The 17,416-nt window shown below is 71.0% G+C and carries 13 protein-coding genes and 1 pseudogene; 7 read left to right on the forward strand and 7 right to left on the reverse strand.

Annotated elements, in window-relative coordinates; genetic code table 11:
• From ACLEQD_RS16900 to ACLEQD_RS16915, 4 genes are all read right to left on the reverse strand, one after another.
• A partial coding sequence (locus ACLEQD_RS16900) for a hypothetical protein (RefSeq protein WP_410385221.1) occupies positions 1–694 on the reverse strand: 694 nt, incomplete at its 3' end.
• A 44-nt stretch (positions 695–738) separates the two neighbouring features.
• Positions 739–1,149 carry a hypothetical protein gene (locus ACLEQD_RS16905; protein WP_410385223.1) on the reverse strand — a complete coding sequence of 137 codons (411 nt, stop codon included), beginning with the start codon at positions 1,147–1,149 and terminating at the stop codon, positions 739–741.
• Positions 1,150–1,152: 3 nt separating this feature from the next.
• Positions 1,153–2,700 carry a hypothetical protein gene (locus ACLEQD_RS16910; RefSeq protein ID WP_410385224.1) on the reverse strand — a complete coding sequence of 516 codons (1,548 nt, stop codon included), beginning with the start codon at positions 2,698–2,700 and terminating at the stop codon, positions 1,153–1,155.
• Positions 2,701–2,795: 95 nt separating this feature from the next.
• Positions 2,796–3,182 (reverse strand): VOC family protein, encoded by a 387-nt coding sequence (locus tag ACLEQD_RS16915; protein ID WP_410385226.1) that lies wholly within the window; start codon positions 3,180–3,182, stop codon positions 2,796–2,798.
• A 673-nt stretch (positions 3,183–3,855) separates the two neighbouring features.
• On the opposite strand from ACLEQD_RS16915, the gene ACLEQD_RS16920 reads away from it, so the two are divergent.
• The 3 genes from ACLEQD_RS16920 to ACLEQD_RS16930 all read left to right on the forward strand — a co-directional run bounded on the left by ACLEQD_RS16920 (position 3,856) and on the right by ACLEQD_RS16930 (position 8,416).
• The gene (locus ACLEQD_RS16920; RefSeq protein ID WP_410385241.1) at positions 3,856–4,812 is read left to right on the forward strand and encodes a cation diffusion facilitator family transporter; all 957 of its coding nucleotides are present in this window, start codon (positions 3,856–3,858) and stop codon (positions 4,810–4,812) included.
• Positions 4,813–5,256: 444 nt separating this feature from the next.
• A complete protein-coding gene (locus tag ACLEQD_RS16925) occupies positions 5,257–6,501 on the forward strand; it encodes a mechanosensitive ion channel family protein (protein ID WP_410385228.1) in 1,245 nt (414 codons plus the stop codon).
• A 298-nt stretch (positions 6,502–6,799) separates the two neighbouring features.
• Positions 6,800–8,416, forward strand: coding sequence for an alkaline phosphatase family protein (locus ACLEQD_RS16930; RefSeq protein WP_410385230.1), 1,617 nt, complete (start codon positions 6,800–6,802; stop codon positions 8,414–8,416).
• 453 nt (positions 8,417–8,869) lie between these two features.
• Here ACLEQD_RS16930 and ACLEQD_RS16935 read toward each other — a convergent pair whose 3' ends face one another.
• The gene (locus ACLEQD_RS16935) at positions 8,870–9,424 is read right to left on the reverse strand and encodes a DNA-3-methyladenine glycosylase I (RefSeq protein WP_410385232.1); all 555 of its coding nucleotides are present in this window, start codon (positions 9,422–9,424) and stop codon (positions 8,870–8,872) included.
• Between the two features lie 79 nt (positions 9,425–9,503).
• Positions 9,504–10,208, reverse strand: a complete 705-nt coding sequence (locus tag ACLEQD_RS16940) for a class I SAM-dependent methyltransferase (RefSeq protein ID WP_410385234.1) — start codon at positions 10,206–10,208, stop codon at positions 9,504–9,506.
• A 108-nt stretch (positions 10,209–10,316) separates the two neighbouring features.
• Between ACLEQD_RS16940 and ACLEQD_RS16945 the strand changes: the two genes are divergently transcribed.
• Complete coding sequence (locus tag ACLEQD_RS16945) at positions 10,317–11,972, forward strand: FAD-binding dehydrogenase (protein ID WP_410385235.1); 1,656 nt, start codon at positions 10,317–10,319, stop codon at positions 11,970–11,972.
• 3 nt (positions 11,973–11,975) lie between these two features.
• Here the strand turns inward: ACLEQD_RS16945 and ACLEQD_RS16950 are convergent, their stop codons facing one another.
• The gene (locus tag ACLEQD_RS16950; RefSeq protein ID WP_410385237.1) at positions 11,976–12,425 is read right to left on the reverse strand and encodes a GFA family protein; all 450 of its coding nucleotides are present in this window, start codon (positions 12,423–12,425) and stop codon (positions 11,976–11,978) included.
• A 145-nt stretch (positions 12,426–12,570) separates the two neighbouring features.
• On the opposite strand from ACLEQD_RS16950, the gene ACLEQD_RS16955 reads away from it, so the two are divergent.
• From ACLEQD_RS16955 to ACLEQD_RS16965, 3 genes and pseudogenes are all read left to right on the forward strand, one after another.
• The gene (locus ACLEQD_RS16955) at positions 12,571–14,535 is read left to right on the forward strand and encodes an alpha/beta fold hydrolase (RefSeq protein WP_410385239.1); all 1,965 of its coding nucleotides are present in this window, start codon (positions 12,571–12,573) and stop codon (positions 14,533–14,535) included.
• Positions 14,536–15,034: 499 nt separating this feature from the next.
• On the forward strand, positions 15,035–15,577 hold the full coding sequence (locus tag ACLEQD_RS16960) for an HNH endonuclease (protein WP_171413143.1): 543 nt from the start codon (positions 15,035–15,037) through the stop codon (positions 15,575–15,577).
• A 92-nt stretch (positions 15,578–15,669) separates the two neighbouring features.
• A pseudogene (locus tag ACLEQD_RS16965) lies at positions 15,670–17,416 on the forward strand (AAA family ATPase); the annotation flags it as partial.

A 17,416-nucleotide genomic window follows, 5' to 3' on the forward strand; every position in this document is an offset into this window, starting at 1 on the left:
GGTCCGGCAGCACGGGCGCGGGCCGCGCTTCCCCGTGCAGCTCGTCCAGCAGGCCTCGCAGGGACACCAGGGCCAGGTAGAGGCGCGCTCCGTCCGACCCGCGCACCTGCTCCAGCAGCCGAGGCGCGGTGAGCTCCGGGGCCAGCGGCGCGAGCGCGGCCAGCGACTCCAGCGCGGAGAGGGCCACGGGCTCCTCGTCCTCCAGCAGCTCCAGCAGCCGGGGCAGCTCGGACGCCGCGGCGGTGCCCAGCCGTCCCACGACGAGCGCCATGGCTCCGCGAACAGAAGCCTTCGGGTGCCGGAACATCCCGTCCAGCGCGGCGAGCTGGGAGGCATCCACCCGGCACACCCCGGCGAGCACCCCCGCCGCGTTCTCCAGCGCCGGGCTCTCCGCCTCCATGCGCGCAAGCACCGCCAGCACGCTCTGGACGGCGAGGCCGGTGAGGCCCGCCTGCGGAGGCCACCAGCCGCGCTGCAACAGGAACAGCAGGGGCTCCGCGACCGCCGTCCCGGGCCGCCCCAGCTCCTCCAGGAGCGCCCGCGCGGTCCGCTCGCGCGACTCCGGCTCGCCGGACACCAGCGACTCCTCCAACGCCGACAGCGCCTCCTCGCGCGCTCCCGCATCGCGCGAGGAGAGCCGGCCCAGCCACTCCTCCACCGTGCGAGCACGGCCCCTGTTGCGCTCCGAAGACATGGCCCCAGGCTAGCGCAACGCCCCGGGGGTCCAGAGCCCTGACGCTACGGTTCGACCTGGGTGAGGTGGCCCTCCGCGTCCACGTCGAAGTGCAGCGTCCCCCGGTTCTTGCCCACCACGTACAACGCGTATCGGCCCCCGGGCTGGAGGGGCCGGGGCCCGTCCAGGACGGCGAAGCCCTGCGGGGCCTCGCCGTACGTCAGCGAGGCCACGCTGGCGAGGTCGCCGAACGGCTCGGCCCGCAGCCGCCAGTATATCTCCCCCGCCCGGTCCAGCACCTGGACGGTGTTGTAGCGGGGGCGGTCCTCGTGCTCGGGGTCCTCCACCTGGAAGCGGGGAGCGGGCAGCTGCCGCGCGCCCTCCACCAGGGACACCTGGAGGACGGGACGGCACGCGGTGAGGAGGAGGAGCAGGACCCAGGCCCACCCCAGGCTGGCGACGCGCGGCGACCTCATGGCCTACGGAGCCCCCTGGCCGGCCCGCACCTGGGCGACGGCCGCGTTGATCTGCGCCGTGTAGTCCTTGCCGTTGTAGTGGAAGCCGGCGGCGGGGTTGGCGAAGTAGCCGGCGAGCTGCGCCTGCTGGAGGAACTCCGCCTGCTGCTCGGGGTTGAGCTGGCTCCAGGACTTGCCCGCGTCCAGGCCCTTCTCGAAGTCGTAGCCGTCCCCGATGTGCTGGGCCACCAGCGCCTCGCTCATGTAGTCCGTGCCGCCGTTCTGGTGCTGCCAGACGTGCGCCGACTCGTGCACCAGCAGGTCCGGCGTCAGGGGCAGGTTGTCCGGCGGGATGTAAATGGTGTTGCCGTGGGTGAACGCGCGCCCGGTGGTGCTGAACAGGCCGGAGTTGCCCTCCTTGATGCGCATCTGCGAGTAGTCGATGGAGTCCCCGTAGACGCTCTTCAGCGTGGCGATCTCACTGTCCGACAGCTTGCGCGCGGGCGGCTCCACGCCAATCAGCGTCTGGATGGCGCTCAGCGCCCGGCCGCCCATCATCAGGAGGGCGTCCACGGGCGTCTGCACGACGGTCTTCAAGAGGCCCAGCCCCATCTGCTTGAAGCCTTCACCGAACTTGCCCTGGAACAGCTTGCCGATGCCGCCGAAGAAGGTGCCCAGCCCCTCTCCCACGTTGCGGACCGCGCCCACCACGGTGCTGACGGCGCCGGTGACCAGGCTGCGCACGCCGTCGCCCGCGCGGGTGGCCACCGTCTTGATGCCGCTCCAGACGCTCTTCGCCGCGCCGCCCACCGCCTTGGCCGCCGTGGTGACCGCGCTACCGACGGCGTTCACCGCCGAGCCGACCGCGTTGCCCACGGCCTTGGCCACGCCGCCCACCGCGTTGCCAATGGCCTTGAAGGGGTTCCAGAACTCGACCTCCTTCGCCTTGCCGTCCACGACGATGGTGCCCTTGTCGTTCTCCGCGCGGATGTCCGCCACCTGCTTCGGGGACAGCTTCTCGCCGGACAGGATGCGGCGGAACAGCTCGCCCTCGTCGCCTTGCGTGTCCTCGGTGTTGAGCTTCGTGTCCAGGTGGTGGCCCGCCTCCTCCACGTAGGTGGAGGCCGCCAGCGACGGGTCCAGCGACTCGTTGATGAGCACCGTGCCGGATTCCGCGTCGTAGGCGCCGTTGGCCCCGTTCAGCGTCTCCGCGGACACCGTGCGCACCGGCGGCAGCCAGCCGAAGTCGCCCTTCAGGGCCTGCTGCCGGTACTGCTCGGCCTTGCCGGCGTCGTAGCCCTCGCCGTAGACCGTCCGCATCGTCTCGTGGAACTTCTGCTTGTCCGACGCCATGGCGCCGAACTCGCGCTTGAACGTGGACGTCACGTCCGGCTGCTTGGAGACGAACGCGCTCTGCTCGGAGAAGCCCGCCCTGCGCGCCGCCACTTCCGGCGGGCGCGGAGGTGTCCCCTGCGCCGCGTTGTTCCGTGCCGTTCCCGCCGGCTGACCGTCCGCCGCGGGCCCCTTGCGAGGCTCCTGCGGCGGAACCCTGGACTGGATCCGCATCGTCATCACATCCCCCTGTGTGAAACATGAACTGTCAGGACACAGCGTAATCCCTGGCCCACATGGGGTGACATACGACGACCGGCCGATACGGGGGGCCGCTACACCTGGGCCATCTGGATGAGGTTTCCGCAGGTGTCCTGGAACATGGCGACGGTGACGGGGCCCATCACCGTGGGCTTCGTGTGGAACACCACGCCGTGTTTCAGCAGACGCTCATACTCCGCCTGGCAGTCGTCCACGCCAAACGACGCCGCCGGGATGCCCGCGTCGAACAGCGCCTTCTGGTACACGCGCGCGGGCGCGAAGGCCAGGGGCTCCAGCAAGAGCTGCGTGCCCTCCTGCGCGTCCGGCGAGACCACGGTCAGCCACCGGTGCTCCCCGCCCATGGGGACGTCCACCTTGAGCACGAAGCCCAGGACCTCCGTGTAGAACTTCAGGGCCTTGGACTGGTCCTCCACCATCACGCTCGTCACAGTGATTCGCATTGCCGTGTCTCCTGGGTGTCGCGTCGATTCCGGCCACGGCGTGAAGCGTGCCCGAGCTCAGGGCCGCACGCTCAGGGAAAAGTCCGCGCCGCGCCGCTTGAGCGCGCAGTCGACGGCGGGCGGATGCGAGGGGGCCTGGAGGAAGGCCTTCACGATGCTCACGCCGCACGTACGGAATAGCGCGGGCCCAGGCCATGGCCGAGGGCCCCTGGTTGTCGCTGATCAGTCCGCGCAGGGTCTCGAAGCGCCCCTCGGAGGCGTCCACGATGAGCCTGGGGATGCGGGGGATCCGCACGGGCTCGTGCATCGCGGAGGAGATGGCCTCCACCACCTGCGCGCCCCCGACCTCCGCCGGCCGCCCGGATGGACCGCTTCAAGGGGCGTTGAAATCGAGTCGTCCGCCCTGGCCCTCATGCCGACCGCCCTGGAGAACTTGCCGGTGCGCTGAAGTCGGAGCGGACTGAAGGTGTTCTACGACTGCCGGATGTACCTCGCCGCCCACTGCGAGAGGCCGCCCAAGGAGACGTGACGCCTGGGAAGAGACACATGGTAGAAGCGGGCCTCCTCCTCCCCTCCTCGCTCCATGGCCGCCCCCGCGAGCTCCATCAAAGCCGTCGTCGCCGCGCTGTCCGGCAATGCGTTCGTCACCCTGGTGAAGTGCATCGCGTTCTAGCTGTCCGGCTCGGGCGCGATGCTGTCCGAGGCCATCCACTCGGCGGCCGACACGGGCAACCAGGTGCTGCTCTTCCTGGGCCTCAAGCGCGGCTCACGCGAGCGCGACGAGGAGTTCCACTACGGCTACGGCGGCGAGCGCTTCATCTTCGGCATTCTGTCCGCCTCGGGCATCTTCTTCATTGGCTGCGGCGTGACGGTGTACCACGGCATCCAGTCGCTGCTGCGCCCACACACGCCCGAGATTGGACCCGTCACCTTCGGAGTGCTGGGCCTGTCATTCCTCATCGAGGGCGGGGTGCTCCTCTTCGCCGTGAGCGGCCTGAGGAAGCACGCTGCCGGCATGCCCTTCTGGCGGTACGTGCGCGAGAAGGCGGACCCGGCGGCGGTGGCCATCCTCCTGGAGGACGGTGCCGCGGTGCTGGGGTTGGTGCTCGCCACCTCGGGCATCCTCCTGGCGTACCTCACGGGCAACCCGGTGTTCGACTCGGCGGCTCCCATCACCGTGGGCATGCTGCTGGGCCTCGTCGCCATCTACCTGGTGCTGGCCAACCGCGAGCTGCTGCTGGGCCGTGCCGTGCCTGAGGAGGTCGCGCAGCGCTTCGAGTCCATCATCCGCGCCCGGAAGAGCATCGCGGACATCCACGACGTGAAGACGCGGCAGCTCACGCCCGAGTCCTTCACCTTCAAGGCGGAGATCCGCTTCAGCGAGGCATTCGTCGCGGCGAGGCTGGCCGAGGCGCTTCCCCCTGGGGGCCTCGCCCAGGTGAGGGACGCACGGGAGCGGGGGCTCCAGGACATGGCCCGCCACCTCATCCGGGTCCTCAGCGAGGAGGTGGATGCCATCGAGGCTGAGGTGCGCACCGCCATTCCCGAGGCAAAGCACATCGACCTGGAGCTGGAGCACCTCCCCGCGGCAGCGCCGGTGACATGGGCCGCCGCTCCACGGTCGGCCTGAGGCGGGACGGGCAGCCGTCCCTGTCGCAGGCGTGATACCCGGCCCGTGCCGGCCACGGCGTGGCAGCGAGGCCTTGCTTCCTGAATGGTGGGCGGGGCTGCCGTGGAGCCAGTGCCCGTCCGCCCGCCCGCTCGCGTTGATTGCCCTCTCGGCGAGGCATTCGCACGTTTCGTGAAGACTCCTCCTCATGTGAGGGCGCCGCACCGGATTGGGACCAAGCGACTTGATGAGGAAGGAGCAGCGCGTGGGCCCTCTCGAAGGACTTCGCAACCTGGCGCTGGCGCGACTGGCGGCCGGGGCGCTCCTCGTCCTGCCCCTGCTGCTCGTGCGCTGGCGCACGGCCTAGCCACGGACGGGATGCCCATGGGCCGGCGGCGTGCGCTTCACTCACTCGGGCATCTTGGACGGGCACCGGGGCGGCGGCTCACCTGGACGCTGCTGGCCATGCTGGCGTGGGCGCTGCCTGCGCTGGCATGGGCGCAGGCGGAGCGGGTCACGGTGCGGCTCGACGGGCGCGCCGTCCTGAGGCTTGGGCCGGGAGAGGGCGAGACGGCGTCGGAGCGGGCCGCGCGGGTGGAGCGGCGACTGGCGGCACTGGCCGAGGGGCGCGCGCCTCTCTCTCCGAGCCGGGTGGAGCCCTCCGGGGAGCGCGGAACCCTCCGCCTGGTGAGCGTGCAGGGTGTCCCCATCGTCACGATTACCCCTGACGACGCTCAGGACCACGTGACGACGGTGGACGCGCTCGCGGCGCAATGGTCCCGAGCCATCGACGTGGCGCTCGGCCAGGCAAGACAGGTGCGCCAGTCGGCGGGGGCGCGCTTCGGCTCGCGCGTCCTCGCCTCCATCCGCACGGCCTTTGGCCGCGTGGGGGAAGCCGCGCTCACCCTCATTCCGCGGCTGCTCGCGGCGCTGCTGGTGCTGCTCGTCTTCTGGGCCCTGGCCGCTGGCCTCCGGGCGGTGCTCCGCCGGCTCTTCCGCCGCGTCATTGATGACCTGACGGTGGAGAACCTCGTCAAGCAGGTGGCCTACTACGCCCTCTGGGGTCTGGGCCTGCTGCTGGCCCTGGGGGCGCTCGGCGTTGAGTGGCGCAGTGCCGCCACGGGGCTGGGGCTGACCGGGCTGGCGCTCGGCTTCGCGCTCAAGGACATCCTCTCGAACTTCGTCAGCGGGCTGCTCCTGCTGGCGCTGCGCCCCTTCCGCGTGGGAGACGAGATCGTCGTGGGGGACACGGAGGGCAGGGTGGAGCGCGTGGTGCTGCGCGCCACCCACGTGCGCACCTATGACGGACGGCTGGTGCTGGTGCCCAACGCGGAGGTCTTCACCGCGCGGATGACGAACAACACCGCCTCGCCCATGCGGCGCGCCAGCGTCCGCGTCTTCCTGGGCTACGGCGTGGACCTGCCCCGGGCGCTGCGCGTGCTGCTGTCGGCCGTGCCTGCCGTCCCCGGGGTGCTGGAGGCCCCGGCGCCCAGTGTCCAGGTCGCGGAGCTGGGCCAGGACGACCTGGTGCTGGAGGTGCGCTTCTGGACGGACTCGCGGCGCTCCGACTTCGTGGGCACCACCGCCGCGGTTCGCGAGGCGCTCGTGGCGGCGGCCCAGCGCGAGGGAATTCCGCTTCCGGACCCCGACGCGCGCCTCGTCTCCTTCCGTTCCCCGATACGGGCCCCGGCCCGGGGCGTTGACGAATGAGCGGCGGTGCGGGCCTGGGCGGCCTGCCCCTGCCTTCGCCTCACCTCCGGGGGCGGCGCATGGGCAGGCTCCGCGCGGCGTCACGCCGGAGCCCGGAGCGCCTCAGTGAACGGGGACCTGGGGGTCACCGCCCGGGGAAGGCGCCTTCCTTCCGGCGGGTGCCAGACAGAGGCAGGCGGATCCGGGTTGTCAGTGCGCGCCCCCGGCGCTACGCGGGGGCATGTCTTCACGCAAGCGTTTCGTCAGGTGGGGGGCGGGGGGGCTGGCCGTCCTGCTGGCCGCGGCGGGAGCTGTCTTCGTGCTGTGGCGGAAGCCCGTCGTCAGAGAGAGCGCGGACCTGCTGGCCGCTGGCGGAGCGCGGAAGCTTCGTGAGCCCCTGCGCCCGCTCTCACCGGGCCCACGGGTGCTCCTGTTCGGCTTCGACGGCGTCGGCGAGGACGAGCTGCGCCAGGTGCTGAAGGACGGCCGCTCCAGACACATGAAGGCACTGCTGGGCGAAAAGCTGGGGGCGGGCGTGTACGCACATGGCTATTCCGTGCCCGGCGTCCTGAGCATCCTGCCGTCCACCACGGTGGCGGCCTGGACGTCCCTCTACACGGGCCAGCCGCCCGCGCACACGGGCGTTCCCGGCAACGAGTGGTTCGCCCGCGAGGAGCGCCGCTTCTACGCGCCGGCTCCCGTGTCCGTGCATGACAAGGCGGACACGCTGCGCATGCTGTCGGACGGGCTGGTGGGGGACGCGGTGAAGACGCCCACCGTCTTCGAGAAGGCGGACGTGCGCGCCTTCGTCAGCCTCGCCCACGTGTACCGGGGCGCGGACCTCTTCACCACGCCCGCGCCGGACGCGCTGGCCTCGCTCGCGGCGGAGTTCGCCGAGGGACTGGTGGACGACGAGGACGTGGACCGCGTCACCTACAGCGAGGTGGACGAGCAGTCCGCCACGTCCGTGCTGGCCGCCATCGAGAAGCACGGGCCGCCACGCCTCCAGGTCGTCTACTTCCCCGGCGTGGACCTCTACACGCACGTCGCCCGGGACGCGCTCGCCGAGCAGAAGCGGTACGTGCGGGACGTGCTGGACTCCCTGGTGGGCCGCATCCTGGACGCCTACGCGGCCCGGGGCGCGCTGGACGACACCTACGTCGTCTTCGTCTCGGATCATGGGCACACGCCCGTGCTGCATGACGAGCGGCATGCGCTGTCCACCGAGGGACACGATGAGCCGGTGGCGCTGCTGGAGCGGCTGGGCTTCCGGGTGCGCCCGCGCAAGCTGGGCCTGGAGGCGGCGGAGGAAGACTACCAGGCGGTGGTGGCCTACCAGGGCGCCATGGCCTACGTGTACCTCGCGGACCGCTCCACCTGTGCGAGCGCCGGGCAGCGCTGCGACTGGAGCCGCCCGCCCCGGCTGGAGGAGGACGTGCTGCCCGTGGCCCGGGCCTTCTTCCTCGCGAGCGCACGGGGCGAGGGACTCCCGGCGATGAAGGGGACGCTGGACCTCGTGTTCACCCGGGAGCCCCGTCCCGCGGCGGAGGAGGACCTGCCCTTCCAGGTGTTCGACGGCACCGGGCTGGTGCCCCTCCCCGAGTACCTCCAGGCCCACCCCCGGCCGGACCTGCTGCGGCTGCGCGAGCGAATGGACTGGCTCTCCGCGGGCCCACATGGCGACCGCGCGGGGGATGTCCTGCTGCTGGCGCGCTCAGGCCTGGAGCGCCCCGTCGAGGAGCGCTATTACTTCGCCAACCGCTACCGCTCCTGGCACGGCAGCCCCGCCGCGCAGGACAGCCGCATTCCTCTCATCGTCGCGAAGCGGAATGAGGAGGGGGGCCGGCTCCAGGAGCGCGTGGAGGCGCTCGTGGGACGGGAGCCCTCGCAGCTCTCCCTCACTCCGCTCATCCTCGACCTCCTCCAGGTGCGGTAGCCCGAGGGGCGGACTGACTGGGCCGCGGAGCGGACGCGGCTGGCGTGGTGCGCACCCGACTGGCGATGATGGGCTTCGGCTTCGGTCAAGCGGGTCGACGAGTGGGTTGCCCGCGCAGCTCCAGCCGCGGAAGACCGGCGATCCGAACCTCGCTTCCCGCTCCGTGCACCGCCAGCTGGTCACGGCCTCCGTCTTGCGACCGGAGCACGCGAACAGCATGCTCACCCACACCGTCACGGTGCCCCTCTCGGCACGGTCATGGCTCGAAAGTATCTGGCGAAGGTCGACGGGGCCTGGGGACTCCGGCCCGCTCACGGACACCCGGGTCCTGGTCCCGGACCGGGCCGCGGTGCTCGGCAAGGCCATCACCGTCGCCGTGGAGAAGGACGCCCCCTGCTCTGGACCTGCTTCGCCGCGCCTTCATGCCCGGCGCCGTGAGACCCAGGCTCCAGCTCAGCCGTGCCGGAAGCAGTCCACCGTGTGGTCATCCACGATGCCCGTGGCCTGCATCCACGCGTAGACGATGACCGGCCCCACGAACTTGAAGCCGCGCTGCTTGAAGGCCTTGGAGTACGCCTCCGACAGCTCCGTCTTCGCCGGCACGTCACCCCGGCCCTTCCAGACATTGCGGATGGGTTTCCCGCCCGCCATGCCCCAGACGAACGAGGAGAAGTCCTCGCCCGCCTCCTGCATCTTCAAGTACGCGCGCGCGTTGCCGATGGTCGCTTCAATCTTCGCGCGGGCCCGGACGATGCCCTCGTCCGCCATCAGGCGCGTGACGTCTTCTTGCGTGAAGCGCGCCACCACCTTGGGGTCGAAGCCCTTGAACGCCTTCCGGAAGGCCTCGCGCTTTCGCAGGATGACAATCCAGGCGAGCCCGGCCTGGAAGCCCTCCAGCATCAGCATCTCCCAGAGCGCGCGGCTGTCGCGCACCGGCACGCCCCACTCCTCGTCGTGGTAGGTCTGGTACAGCGGATCCGTCCCCACCCACACGCAACGCTGTTGCATCCGCGCCCTCCGGCTCGTGGCCCGAGGCAGGGCTAGCATGGAGCCTGAACAGGCGGCCAGTCCTTCGCGTGCGCCTTTTTCAGCGGGGCCGGGTCAGCAGCGCGAACAGCCCGTCGCTCCACCACCGGCCGCGCAGCCCGGGCAGGAGCCGCTGCCAGTACACGCTGCTGCGCGGGATGCGCCCGGGCAGCGGGTAGTCGAAGTCGATGGACTGGAAGCCCGCCTCCACGGCCATGCGCCGCGCGTCCAGCTCCGTGATGGGCGTGATGTGCCCCGAGTCCCGGTAGTCCTGCTCGCAGAACGCGGGGAAGTAGCCCCGGACGAGGAAGGACAGCCGCGCCGTCAGGCTGTCGTTGTTGGGCGTGGTGAAGAAGAGGTGGCCTCCGGGCTTGAGCACGCGGAAGGACTCCTTCACGAAGTGGCGCGGGTTGGCCAGGTGCTCCAGCACCTCGATGGCGAACACCCAGTCCACCGACGCGTCGCCCCACGGCAGCGCGTCCCGCGACACGTCCCGCTGCTGGAACTCCACGCCCGGCAGGCGGCTGACGCCCGCGTCGTGGATGTCCGTGCTGAGGATGCGTTCGACGGCCGGGTTGCGCCGCAGCCTGCGGATCCACCCGCCACTGCCCGAGCCCACGTCGAGCACCACGCCGAAGGCCCGCTGCCCCGCCACGCTCCAGGCCGCGTCCCGCAGCGGCTCTGGGGACAGCCCCTCCTGACGCTGCGCGTAGGCGGCGGCGTCATGCCCCAGCGGTCCCGCGTTGCCCTTCGCTCCGGATTCCATGCGCGGGGAGTCTACGCCCGGGAGCATTGAGATGCGCAGGTGAACGGCCCCGCGCAAGCCGCGCGAGCCGCTATCATCCGCGCGCCAGGTGCGACCGGGAGGCACGGCATGGGACAGGAAGTGGATGTCATCGTCGTCGGCGGAGGGCTCGCCGGACTCGTCGCCGCGACGGAGCTCGCGGACGCGGGCAAGCGCGTCGCCGTGGTGGACCAGGAGGGGCCGCAGAACCTGGGCGGCCAGGCGTTCTGGTCGTTCGGTGGCCTGTTCCTCGTGGACTCGCCCGAGCAGCGGCGCATGGGCATCAAGGACTCGCACGCGCTCGCGATGGAGGACTGGCTGGGCACCGCCGGCTTCGACCGCGAGGAGGACCACTGGCCGCGCCAGTGGGCGGAGGCCTTCGTCGACTTCGCCGCGGGCGAGATGCGCCCCTGGCTGGTGCAGCAGGGCATGAGCTGGTTCCCCGTCGTGGGCTGGGCGGAGCGCGGCGGCTACGGCGCCGTGGGCCACGGCAACTCCGTCCCCCGCTTCCACGTCACCTGGGGCACCGGCCCCGGCGTGGTGGAGCCCTTCGTGCGCCGGGCCAAGGCCGCCGAGGCGAAGGGCACCCTCACCTTCCACTTCCGCTGCCGCGTGGACGAGCTGCTCACGCAGAATGGCGCGGTGGTGGGCGTGCGCGGCATGCGGCTGGAGCCCACGGACGTCCCGCGCGGCGTCAGCAGCTCGCGCGTGACGGTGGGTGACTTCGAATTGCGCGCGAGCGCCGTCATCGTCACGTCCGGCGGCATCGGCGGCAACCACGAGCTGGTCCGCAAGGCGTGGCCCCAGCGCATGGGCCCCGCGCCGAAGTTCATGATTCAAGGCGTCCCCGACCACGTGGACGGCCGGATGATCGCCATCACGGAGGCCGCGGGCGGGCGCCTCATCAACCGCGACCGAATGTGGCACTACACGGAGGGGGTGCGGAACTGGAACCCCATCTGGCCCCGCCACGGCATCCGCATCCTGCCGGGCCCCAGCTCGCTGTGGCTGGACGCCACCGGCAAGCGCCTGCCGCCGCCGCTGTTCCCCGGCTTCGACACGCTGGGCACGCTGGAGCACATCCTCAAGACGGGCCACGAGCACACCTGGTTCATCCTCAACCAGTGGATCATCAAGAAGGAGTTCGCGCTCTCCGGCTCGGAGCAGAACCCGGACCTCACCGGCAAGGACTGGCTGGGCGTGCTCAACCGCGCCGTGGGCAAGAAGGCCATGGGCCCGGTGGAGGCATTCAAGGAGAAGGGCGAGGACTTCGTCGTCTCCGACAACCTGCGCGACCTGGTCGCCGGGATGAACGCGAAGACGGAAACCCCGCTGCTGGACTTCGCCACCGTGGAGCGCGAGGTGAAGGCCCGCGACCTGCAGCTGGACAACCCCTTCGGCAAGGACCTGCAGCTGGCCGCCATCCGGCAGGCGCGCAACTACCGGGGCGACAAGCTGGTGCGCACCGCGAAGCTGCACCGCATCCTGGACCCCAAGGCGGGGCCCCTCATCGGCGTGAAGCTGAACATCCTCACGCGCAAGACGCTGGGCGGCTTCGAGACCGACCTCCAGGGCCGTGTCTTCAACGCCCGGGGACAGACCATCCCGGGGCTCTATGCGGCAGGCGAGGTGGCCGGCTTCGGAGGCGGTGGCGTCCACGGCTACCGCGCCCTGGAAGGCACGTTCCTGGGCGGCTGCATCTTCTCCGGCCGCGCCGCGGGCCGGGCCGCGGCGGGGAGTGTGTAGGCCTCAGGCGACGGCCTGGAAGGGCCACGGCGTGGGGCGCATCCCGGCCGCCCAGTTGTCGTGCCGGCCGTCCCAGTACCCGAAGGTGAGCAGCGACGGGTCCACGTCATCCAGCGTGTTGACGTAGATGGAGACGAACTTCCCGCCCAGCTCCGGGACGTCGCCGTCACCGAAGCACACGACGCCGCAGCGCCCGCAGAAGCTGCGGGTGTTGGGGCTGCCGTCGCGCCCGTACTTCTTGAGGGCCTCCTGGCCCTTCAGGAGGAGGAAGGCGTCAGGCTTCATCCCCGCGCCGCCGCCGTAGCCGTACTTCATGCAGATGGTGCAGTTGCAGCGGCTCACGCCCGCCAGGTCCACGGTGGCCTCGTAACGCACGGCGCCACACAGGCAGCCGCCCGCGTAGGTCTGCACGCCGCGCTGGGCAGGGCTCTTCTGAAGGTCGTTCTGGGTCATGGCGATCTCTCCGGTGCCGCGTTGTGGGAACGCAATCAATGTCGCCCCGGGCCGTGACAGCCTTATGTCAGGTTTGTCGCCGCCCTCTGTTGAACCCGGCGGGGGCTGGCCCAGAGTCCCCCTGTCCGCCGCTCCCGGAGGCCCCATGCACGTCTGGAAGACCCTGTCCCGCCTTGTCGCGCCCGCGCTGCTCCTGCCGCTCCTGGGGGCCGCGCCGCCCGCCGCCCCTCCTGCTCCGAAGCCGGCCCCGGCCGTGAAGGCGGCCACGGCGGCCCGGCCGTCGAAGCAGTACACGGTGGAGCAGTTCATGGGGTCCACGGACGTGATGGGCCCTGTCTTCTCCTCGGACGGCAAGCAGCTGCTCTTCTCGTCGAACGCGTCCGGCATCTTCAACGTGAACAGCGTGCCGGTGGGTGGGGGCAAGGCCACGGCGCTGACGCGCTCGAAGACGGACAGCATCCGGGTGGTGGGCGTCTTCCCGACCGACAGCCGCTTCCTCTTCGAGCGCGACCAGGGTGGCAACGAGCAGACGCACGTCTACGTGCGCACGCCGGACGGCAAGGAGAAGGACCTCACGCCCATGAAGAAGGGCGTCGCCCACTTCCTGGGCTTCAGCCGCGACGACAAGGCGTTCTACGTCATGACCAACGAGCGCGACCCGGGCGCCATGGACGTGTACCGCCATGACGCGAAGACGTACGCGCGCACGCTCCTGGCCCGGAACGACAAGGGGTTCGGCGTCGCCGGCGTGGCCCCGGACGAGAGCTGGGTGGCGCTGGAGGAAGCGCTCACCACGTCGGACGGCAACGTGTGGCGCTACGACGTCGCGACGAAGACGCTGAAGAACCTCACACCGCACACGGGCACGGCCAGCTACCGGGTGGGGGACATCCACCCCGTGACCGGGGAGCTGTACGTCATTACGGACGACGGCTCGGAGTTCACCCGGGTGGTGCGCCCGGCGAAGGAGGCCGGCAAGTGGGAGGACGTGGAGAAGGCGGACTGGGACATCTACGGCAGCACCTTCTCGCGCACGGGCGCGTTCCGCGTCTCCCTCGTCAACGTGGACGCGGGCATCGAGGTGCGCCTGCACGACGTGAAGGCCGGCACCCAGGTTCCGCTGACGCAGCTCCCCTCCGGGATGATCTCCGACGTCGTCTTCTCCCGTGACGAGAAGCAGCTGGCGGTCCTGCTGGAGACGGACCGCACCTCCGCGAACCTCTACGTCCAGGACCTGGCCACGAAGAAGACCACGCGCGTGACGGACACGATGAGCCGCGAGCTGGACTCGGAGGACCTGGTGGACGCGCAGGTGGTGCGCTTCAAGTCCTTCGACGGGATGGAGATCCCCAACCTGCTCTACAAGCCGCACCAGGCCACGGCCCAGAACAAGGCCCCCGCGCTCGTCTTCGTGCACGGCGGTCCGGGCGGACAGACGAGCCGGGGCTACAACAACTTCGTCCAGTTCCTGGTCAACCACGGCTACGTGGTGCTGGGCATCAACAACCGGGGCAGCGCGGGCTACGGCAAGACGTTCCTGCGCGCGGACGACCAGAAGCACGGCAAGGAGCCGCTGCGCGACTGCGTGGAGGCGCGCAAGTACCTGGCGAGCCTGCCGTACGTGGACGGCGCGCACGTGGGCATCATCGGCGGCAGCTACGGCGGCTACATGGTGCTGGCGGCGCTCGCCTTCCACCCGGACGCCTTCAACGTGGGCGTGGACGTCTTCGGCCCGTCCAACTGGCTGCGCACGCTGAAGAGCATGCCGCCCCAGTGGGGCGCCTTCCGTCAGGCCATGATGCAGGAGATGGGCAACCCGGAGACGCAGGAGGCGATGCTCAAGGAGATCTCCCCCCTCTTCCACGCGGACAACATCAAGAAGCCGCTGTTCGTCGTGCAGGGCGCCAACGACCCGCGCGTGCTCCAGGCGGAGTCGGACGACATCGTCGCGGCGGTGAAGAAGAACGGCGTCCCCGTGGAGTACCTGCTGCTCCCCGACGAGGGCCACGGCTTCAAGAAGAAGAAGAACGAGGCGGAGGTGGACCGCCGCGCCCTGGACTTCTTCAACCGCCACCTCAAGCCCGCCACCGCGACGGCCCCCAAGCCCTGAGGGCCTGAGCGCTCAACGGCGGCGACGGGAGCGGGCCCCGGTCCGCACCGGCCAGGCCCGACGTCCTGCCTGCTCGCCTGTCAGGACTGAATTTCCGCCGCCGTCGCTGGGAGCGAAAGGAGCGGTCCCGATGCGCCAGGCGACGAAGCAGGCCCCGATGAACCTCAAGCACCTGAATCCTTCCGGTCACGGCATCGATGCGTCCTCGCGTCCCAGCCCGGTGACCGCTCCTTCCACGTGCCGCTGGCGGGGCTTCGCGTCCTTTCGCCTCGCCTCGCCCGGCGCCTGAAGGCACCCGCCCGTCTCCGACGCGGCAGGGCCCTGGAGGCCGGGCTCCCCTCGAAGGGAACCCGGCCTTCTTCATGCCCGGGCTCCCGCGCTCCCTCTTCGCTTCCCAGTTCCACCCATAGGCCGCGCACCGGGTGCCGTCTGGACTCCAAATCCGGACGAGCAGGGTTCGACTCCCTGGCGGCCTGTCCCGCCCGAAAGGCCTGCTGTCATGGAAACGCTGGTGCTGAGCCAGTCCTACGAACCCGTCGCACGCATCCCGTGGCAACGCGCCGTCATGCTGCTCGTGCAGGGCAAGGTGGAGGTCGTCGAGGAGTACGAGGACCGCGTCATCCGCTCCGTGACGGTGGAGCTGCGCATGCCGTCCGTCATCCGCTTCGTGCGCGCCCTGTGGAAGGGCCCGCGCGGCGTGCGCTTCAGCCGCGAGAACGTCTACCAGCGCGACCAGTGCCGATGCCAGTACTGCGGCCGCAAGGTGACCCGGCCGGAGGCGACGTATGATCACGTGATGCCGCGCGCGCAGGGCGGCCGCACGAGCTGGGAGAACATCGTCATCGCCTGCGTGCCCTGCAACCAGAAGAAGGGCAACCGCACCCCGGCCCAGGCGCGCATGACGCTGCGCACCGTGCCCGCGAAGCCGAAGCGGCTGCCGGACGCGCTGGTGGTGTCGTTCCTCGTGGAGAAGGGCCTGCCCCTGTCCTGGCGCAAGTTCCTGAGGGACGTGGCCTACTGGCACACGGAGCTGGAAGCGTAAGGTCCCGGCCCACGCGGAAACGGGCCGGGACTTCGCTTCCGCGCCGCAACGGTTAGAGTGCCGCACGTCGAGGGGGCGTTCCGGACCACACCATGGCGACGAGGAAGAGCGAAGACCAGGAGCGGCTCATCGACCGCGACCTCACCGCGATGGCGCGCGAGGGCAAGCTGCCGGCCGCCCACGGCGTGGACACCGCCGTGACGGAGGTGCTGGGGCTGCTGGCGCGTGGTGGCAAGCACCCGCTGCTGGCGGGCGAGCCCGGCGTGGGCAAGAGCGCGCTCGTGCAGGAGGTGGCCCGCCGCATCGCCGAAGGGCGCGTGGACGGAGAGCTGGCCCAGGCGCGGCTCGTGGAGGTGTCCGTCGCGAACATCCTGGCGCGCAGCACCCAGCGCCAGGCCGCGGAGTCCTTCGAGGAGCTGCTCATCCACCTGGGCCGCCACCCCTGCCCCATCGTCTACATCCGCGACCTGCCGGTGGCCCTGGGCGGCCCCCTGGCCCCGGTGGCCGTGCGCGCGCTGCGCACCGGCGGCCTGCGCTTCATCTTCGAGACCGAACCCAAGCGCGTGCAGGAGCTGCTGCGCGCCGACGAGGCCCTGGCTGAACGGCTCCACCTGCTGCCCCTCAACGAGCCGCCGCTGGACAAGGCGCGCTGGATCGTCGGCCGCGTGGCGGAGGAGCTGGAGCGCGAGCTGCGGCTGCCCATCGACCCGGCCGCGTGCGACCTGGCGCTGCGCCTGTCCGCGAAGTTCCTCCTGGCGCAGCACATGCCGCGCAAGGCGATCGAGCTGCTCAAGGAGACGGCGGCGGAGGCCGCGGGCGTGGCGCGCGACCACGTGGGGCCGGAGGACGTGCTCACCCGCTTCTGCGCCGCCACGCGCCTGCCCCGCTTCGTCGTGGACGACGCGATGCCGCTGGACCTGGAGGAGACGGAGCGCTTCTTCGGGGAGCGGCTGCTGGGCCAGACGGACGCGGTGGCCGCGGTGCTGCGCTCGGTGGCGCTGCTCAAGGCGGGGCTCAACGACCCGCGCCGCCCGCTGGGTGTGTTCCTCTTCGCCGGGCCCACGGGCGTGGGCAAGACGCAGCTGGCGAAGCTGCTGGCGGAGTACCTCTTCGGCTCCGCCGACAGGCTGGTGCGCCTCAACATGGCGGACTACCCCAACGACGGCGACGAGAGCGTCCCCTTCGGCGCGTCGTGGGCGCCCGGGCTGGAGACGCGGCGCGGAGAGCTGTCCGCGCTGCTCGACGGCAAGGTGTTCACCGTGCTGCTGCTGGACGAGTTCGAGAAGGCCGCGCGCAGCGTGCACGACCGCTTCCTCCAGCTCTTCGACGAGGGCACCTTCGTCAACGGCGCGGGTGAAGCGGTGTCGTGCAACAACACGCTCATCGTGGCCACGTCCAACGTGGGCTCGGAGGTGTACCGCGAGGCGGGCCTGGGCTTCGCCGCGCACAAGCGCGCCGAGGAGCAGGTGTCGGAGGTGGACCGCCGCATCGCGGAGGCCTTCCGCCCGGAGTTCCTCAACCGCTTCGACGCCATCTGCCACTTCCGGCCGCTGTCGCGCGTGGACATCCGCAAGATTGCCCAGCGCGAGGTGGGCCGCGTGCTGGAGCGCGAGGGCATCCGCGCCCGCGCCCTGGACGTGGAGGTCACGCCGGAGGTGGTGGACCGGCTGGTGGAGCGCGGCTACTCGCCGCAGTTCGGCGCGCGCTACCTGCAGCGTGAAATCGAGAAGACGCTCACCGCGCGCTCGCGGTGGAGATCGCCCGCAGGCCGCTGCCGCCGGGCACGCCCGTGCGCGTGGAGGCCCGTCCTGGCGGCCGCGTGGTCGCGGTCGCGGAGCC

Source organism: Corallococcus sp. 4LFB (assembly GCF_046520365.1).
In the GTDB taxonomy this organism is placed as follows: Bacteria; Myxococcota; Myxococcia; order Myxococcales; family Myxococcaceae; genus Corallococcus; species Corallococcus caeni.

Coding starts and splice junctions, on each gene's coding strand:
- ACLEQD_RS16905 (WP_410385223.1), bottom strand. CDS start 1,149: ATGAGGTCGCCGCGCGTCGCCAGCCTGGGGTGGGCCTGGGTCCTGCTC.
- ACLEQD_RS16910 (WP_410385224.1), bottom strand. CDS start 2,700: ATGACGATGCGGATCCAGTCCAGGGTTCCGCCGCAGGAGCCTCGCAAG.
- ACLEQD_RS16915 (WP_410385226.1), bottom strand. CDS start 3,182: ATGCGAATCACTGTGACGAGCGTGATGGTGGAGGACCAGTCCAAGGCC.
- ACLEQD_RS16925 (WP_410385228.1), top strand. CDS start 5,257: ATGCTGGCGTGGGCGCTGCCTGCGCTGGCATGGGCGCAGGCGGAGCGG.
- ACLEQD_RS16935 (WP_410385232.1), bottom strand. CDS start 9,424: ATGCAACAGCGTTGCGTGTGGGTGGGGACGGATCCGCTGTACCAGACC.
- ACLEQD_RS16940 (WP_410385234.1), bottom strand. CDS start 10,208: ATGGAATCCGGAGCGAAGGGCAACGCGGGACCGCTGGGGCATGACGCC.
- ACLEQD_RS16945 (WP_410385235.1), top strand. CDS start 10,317: ATGGGACAGGAAGTGGATGTCATCGTCGTCGGCGGAGGGCTCGCCGGA.
- ACLEQD_RS16950 (WP_410385237.1), bottom strand. CDS start 12,425: ATGACCCAGAACGACCTTCAGAAGAGCCCTGCCCAGCGCGGCGTGCAG.
- ACLEQD_RS16955 (WP_410385239.1), top strand. CDS start 12,571: ATGCACGTCTGGAAGACCCTGTCCCGCCTTGTCGCGCCCGCGCTGCTC.
- ACLEQD_RS16960 (WP_171413143.1), top strand. CDS start 15,035: ATGGAAACGCTGGTGCTGAGCCAGTCCTACGAACCCGTCGCACGCATC.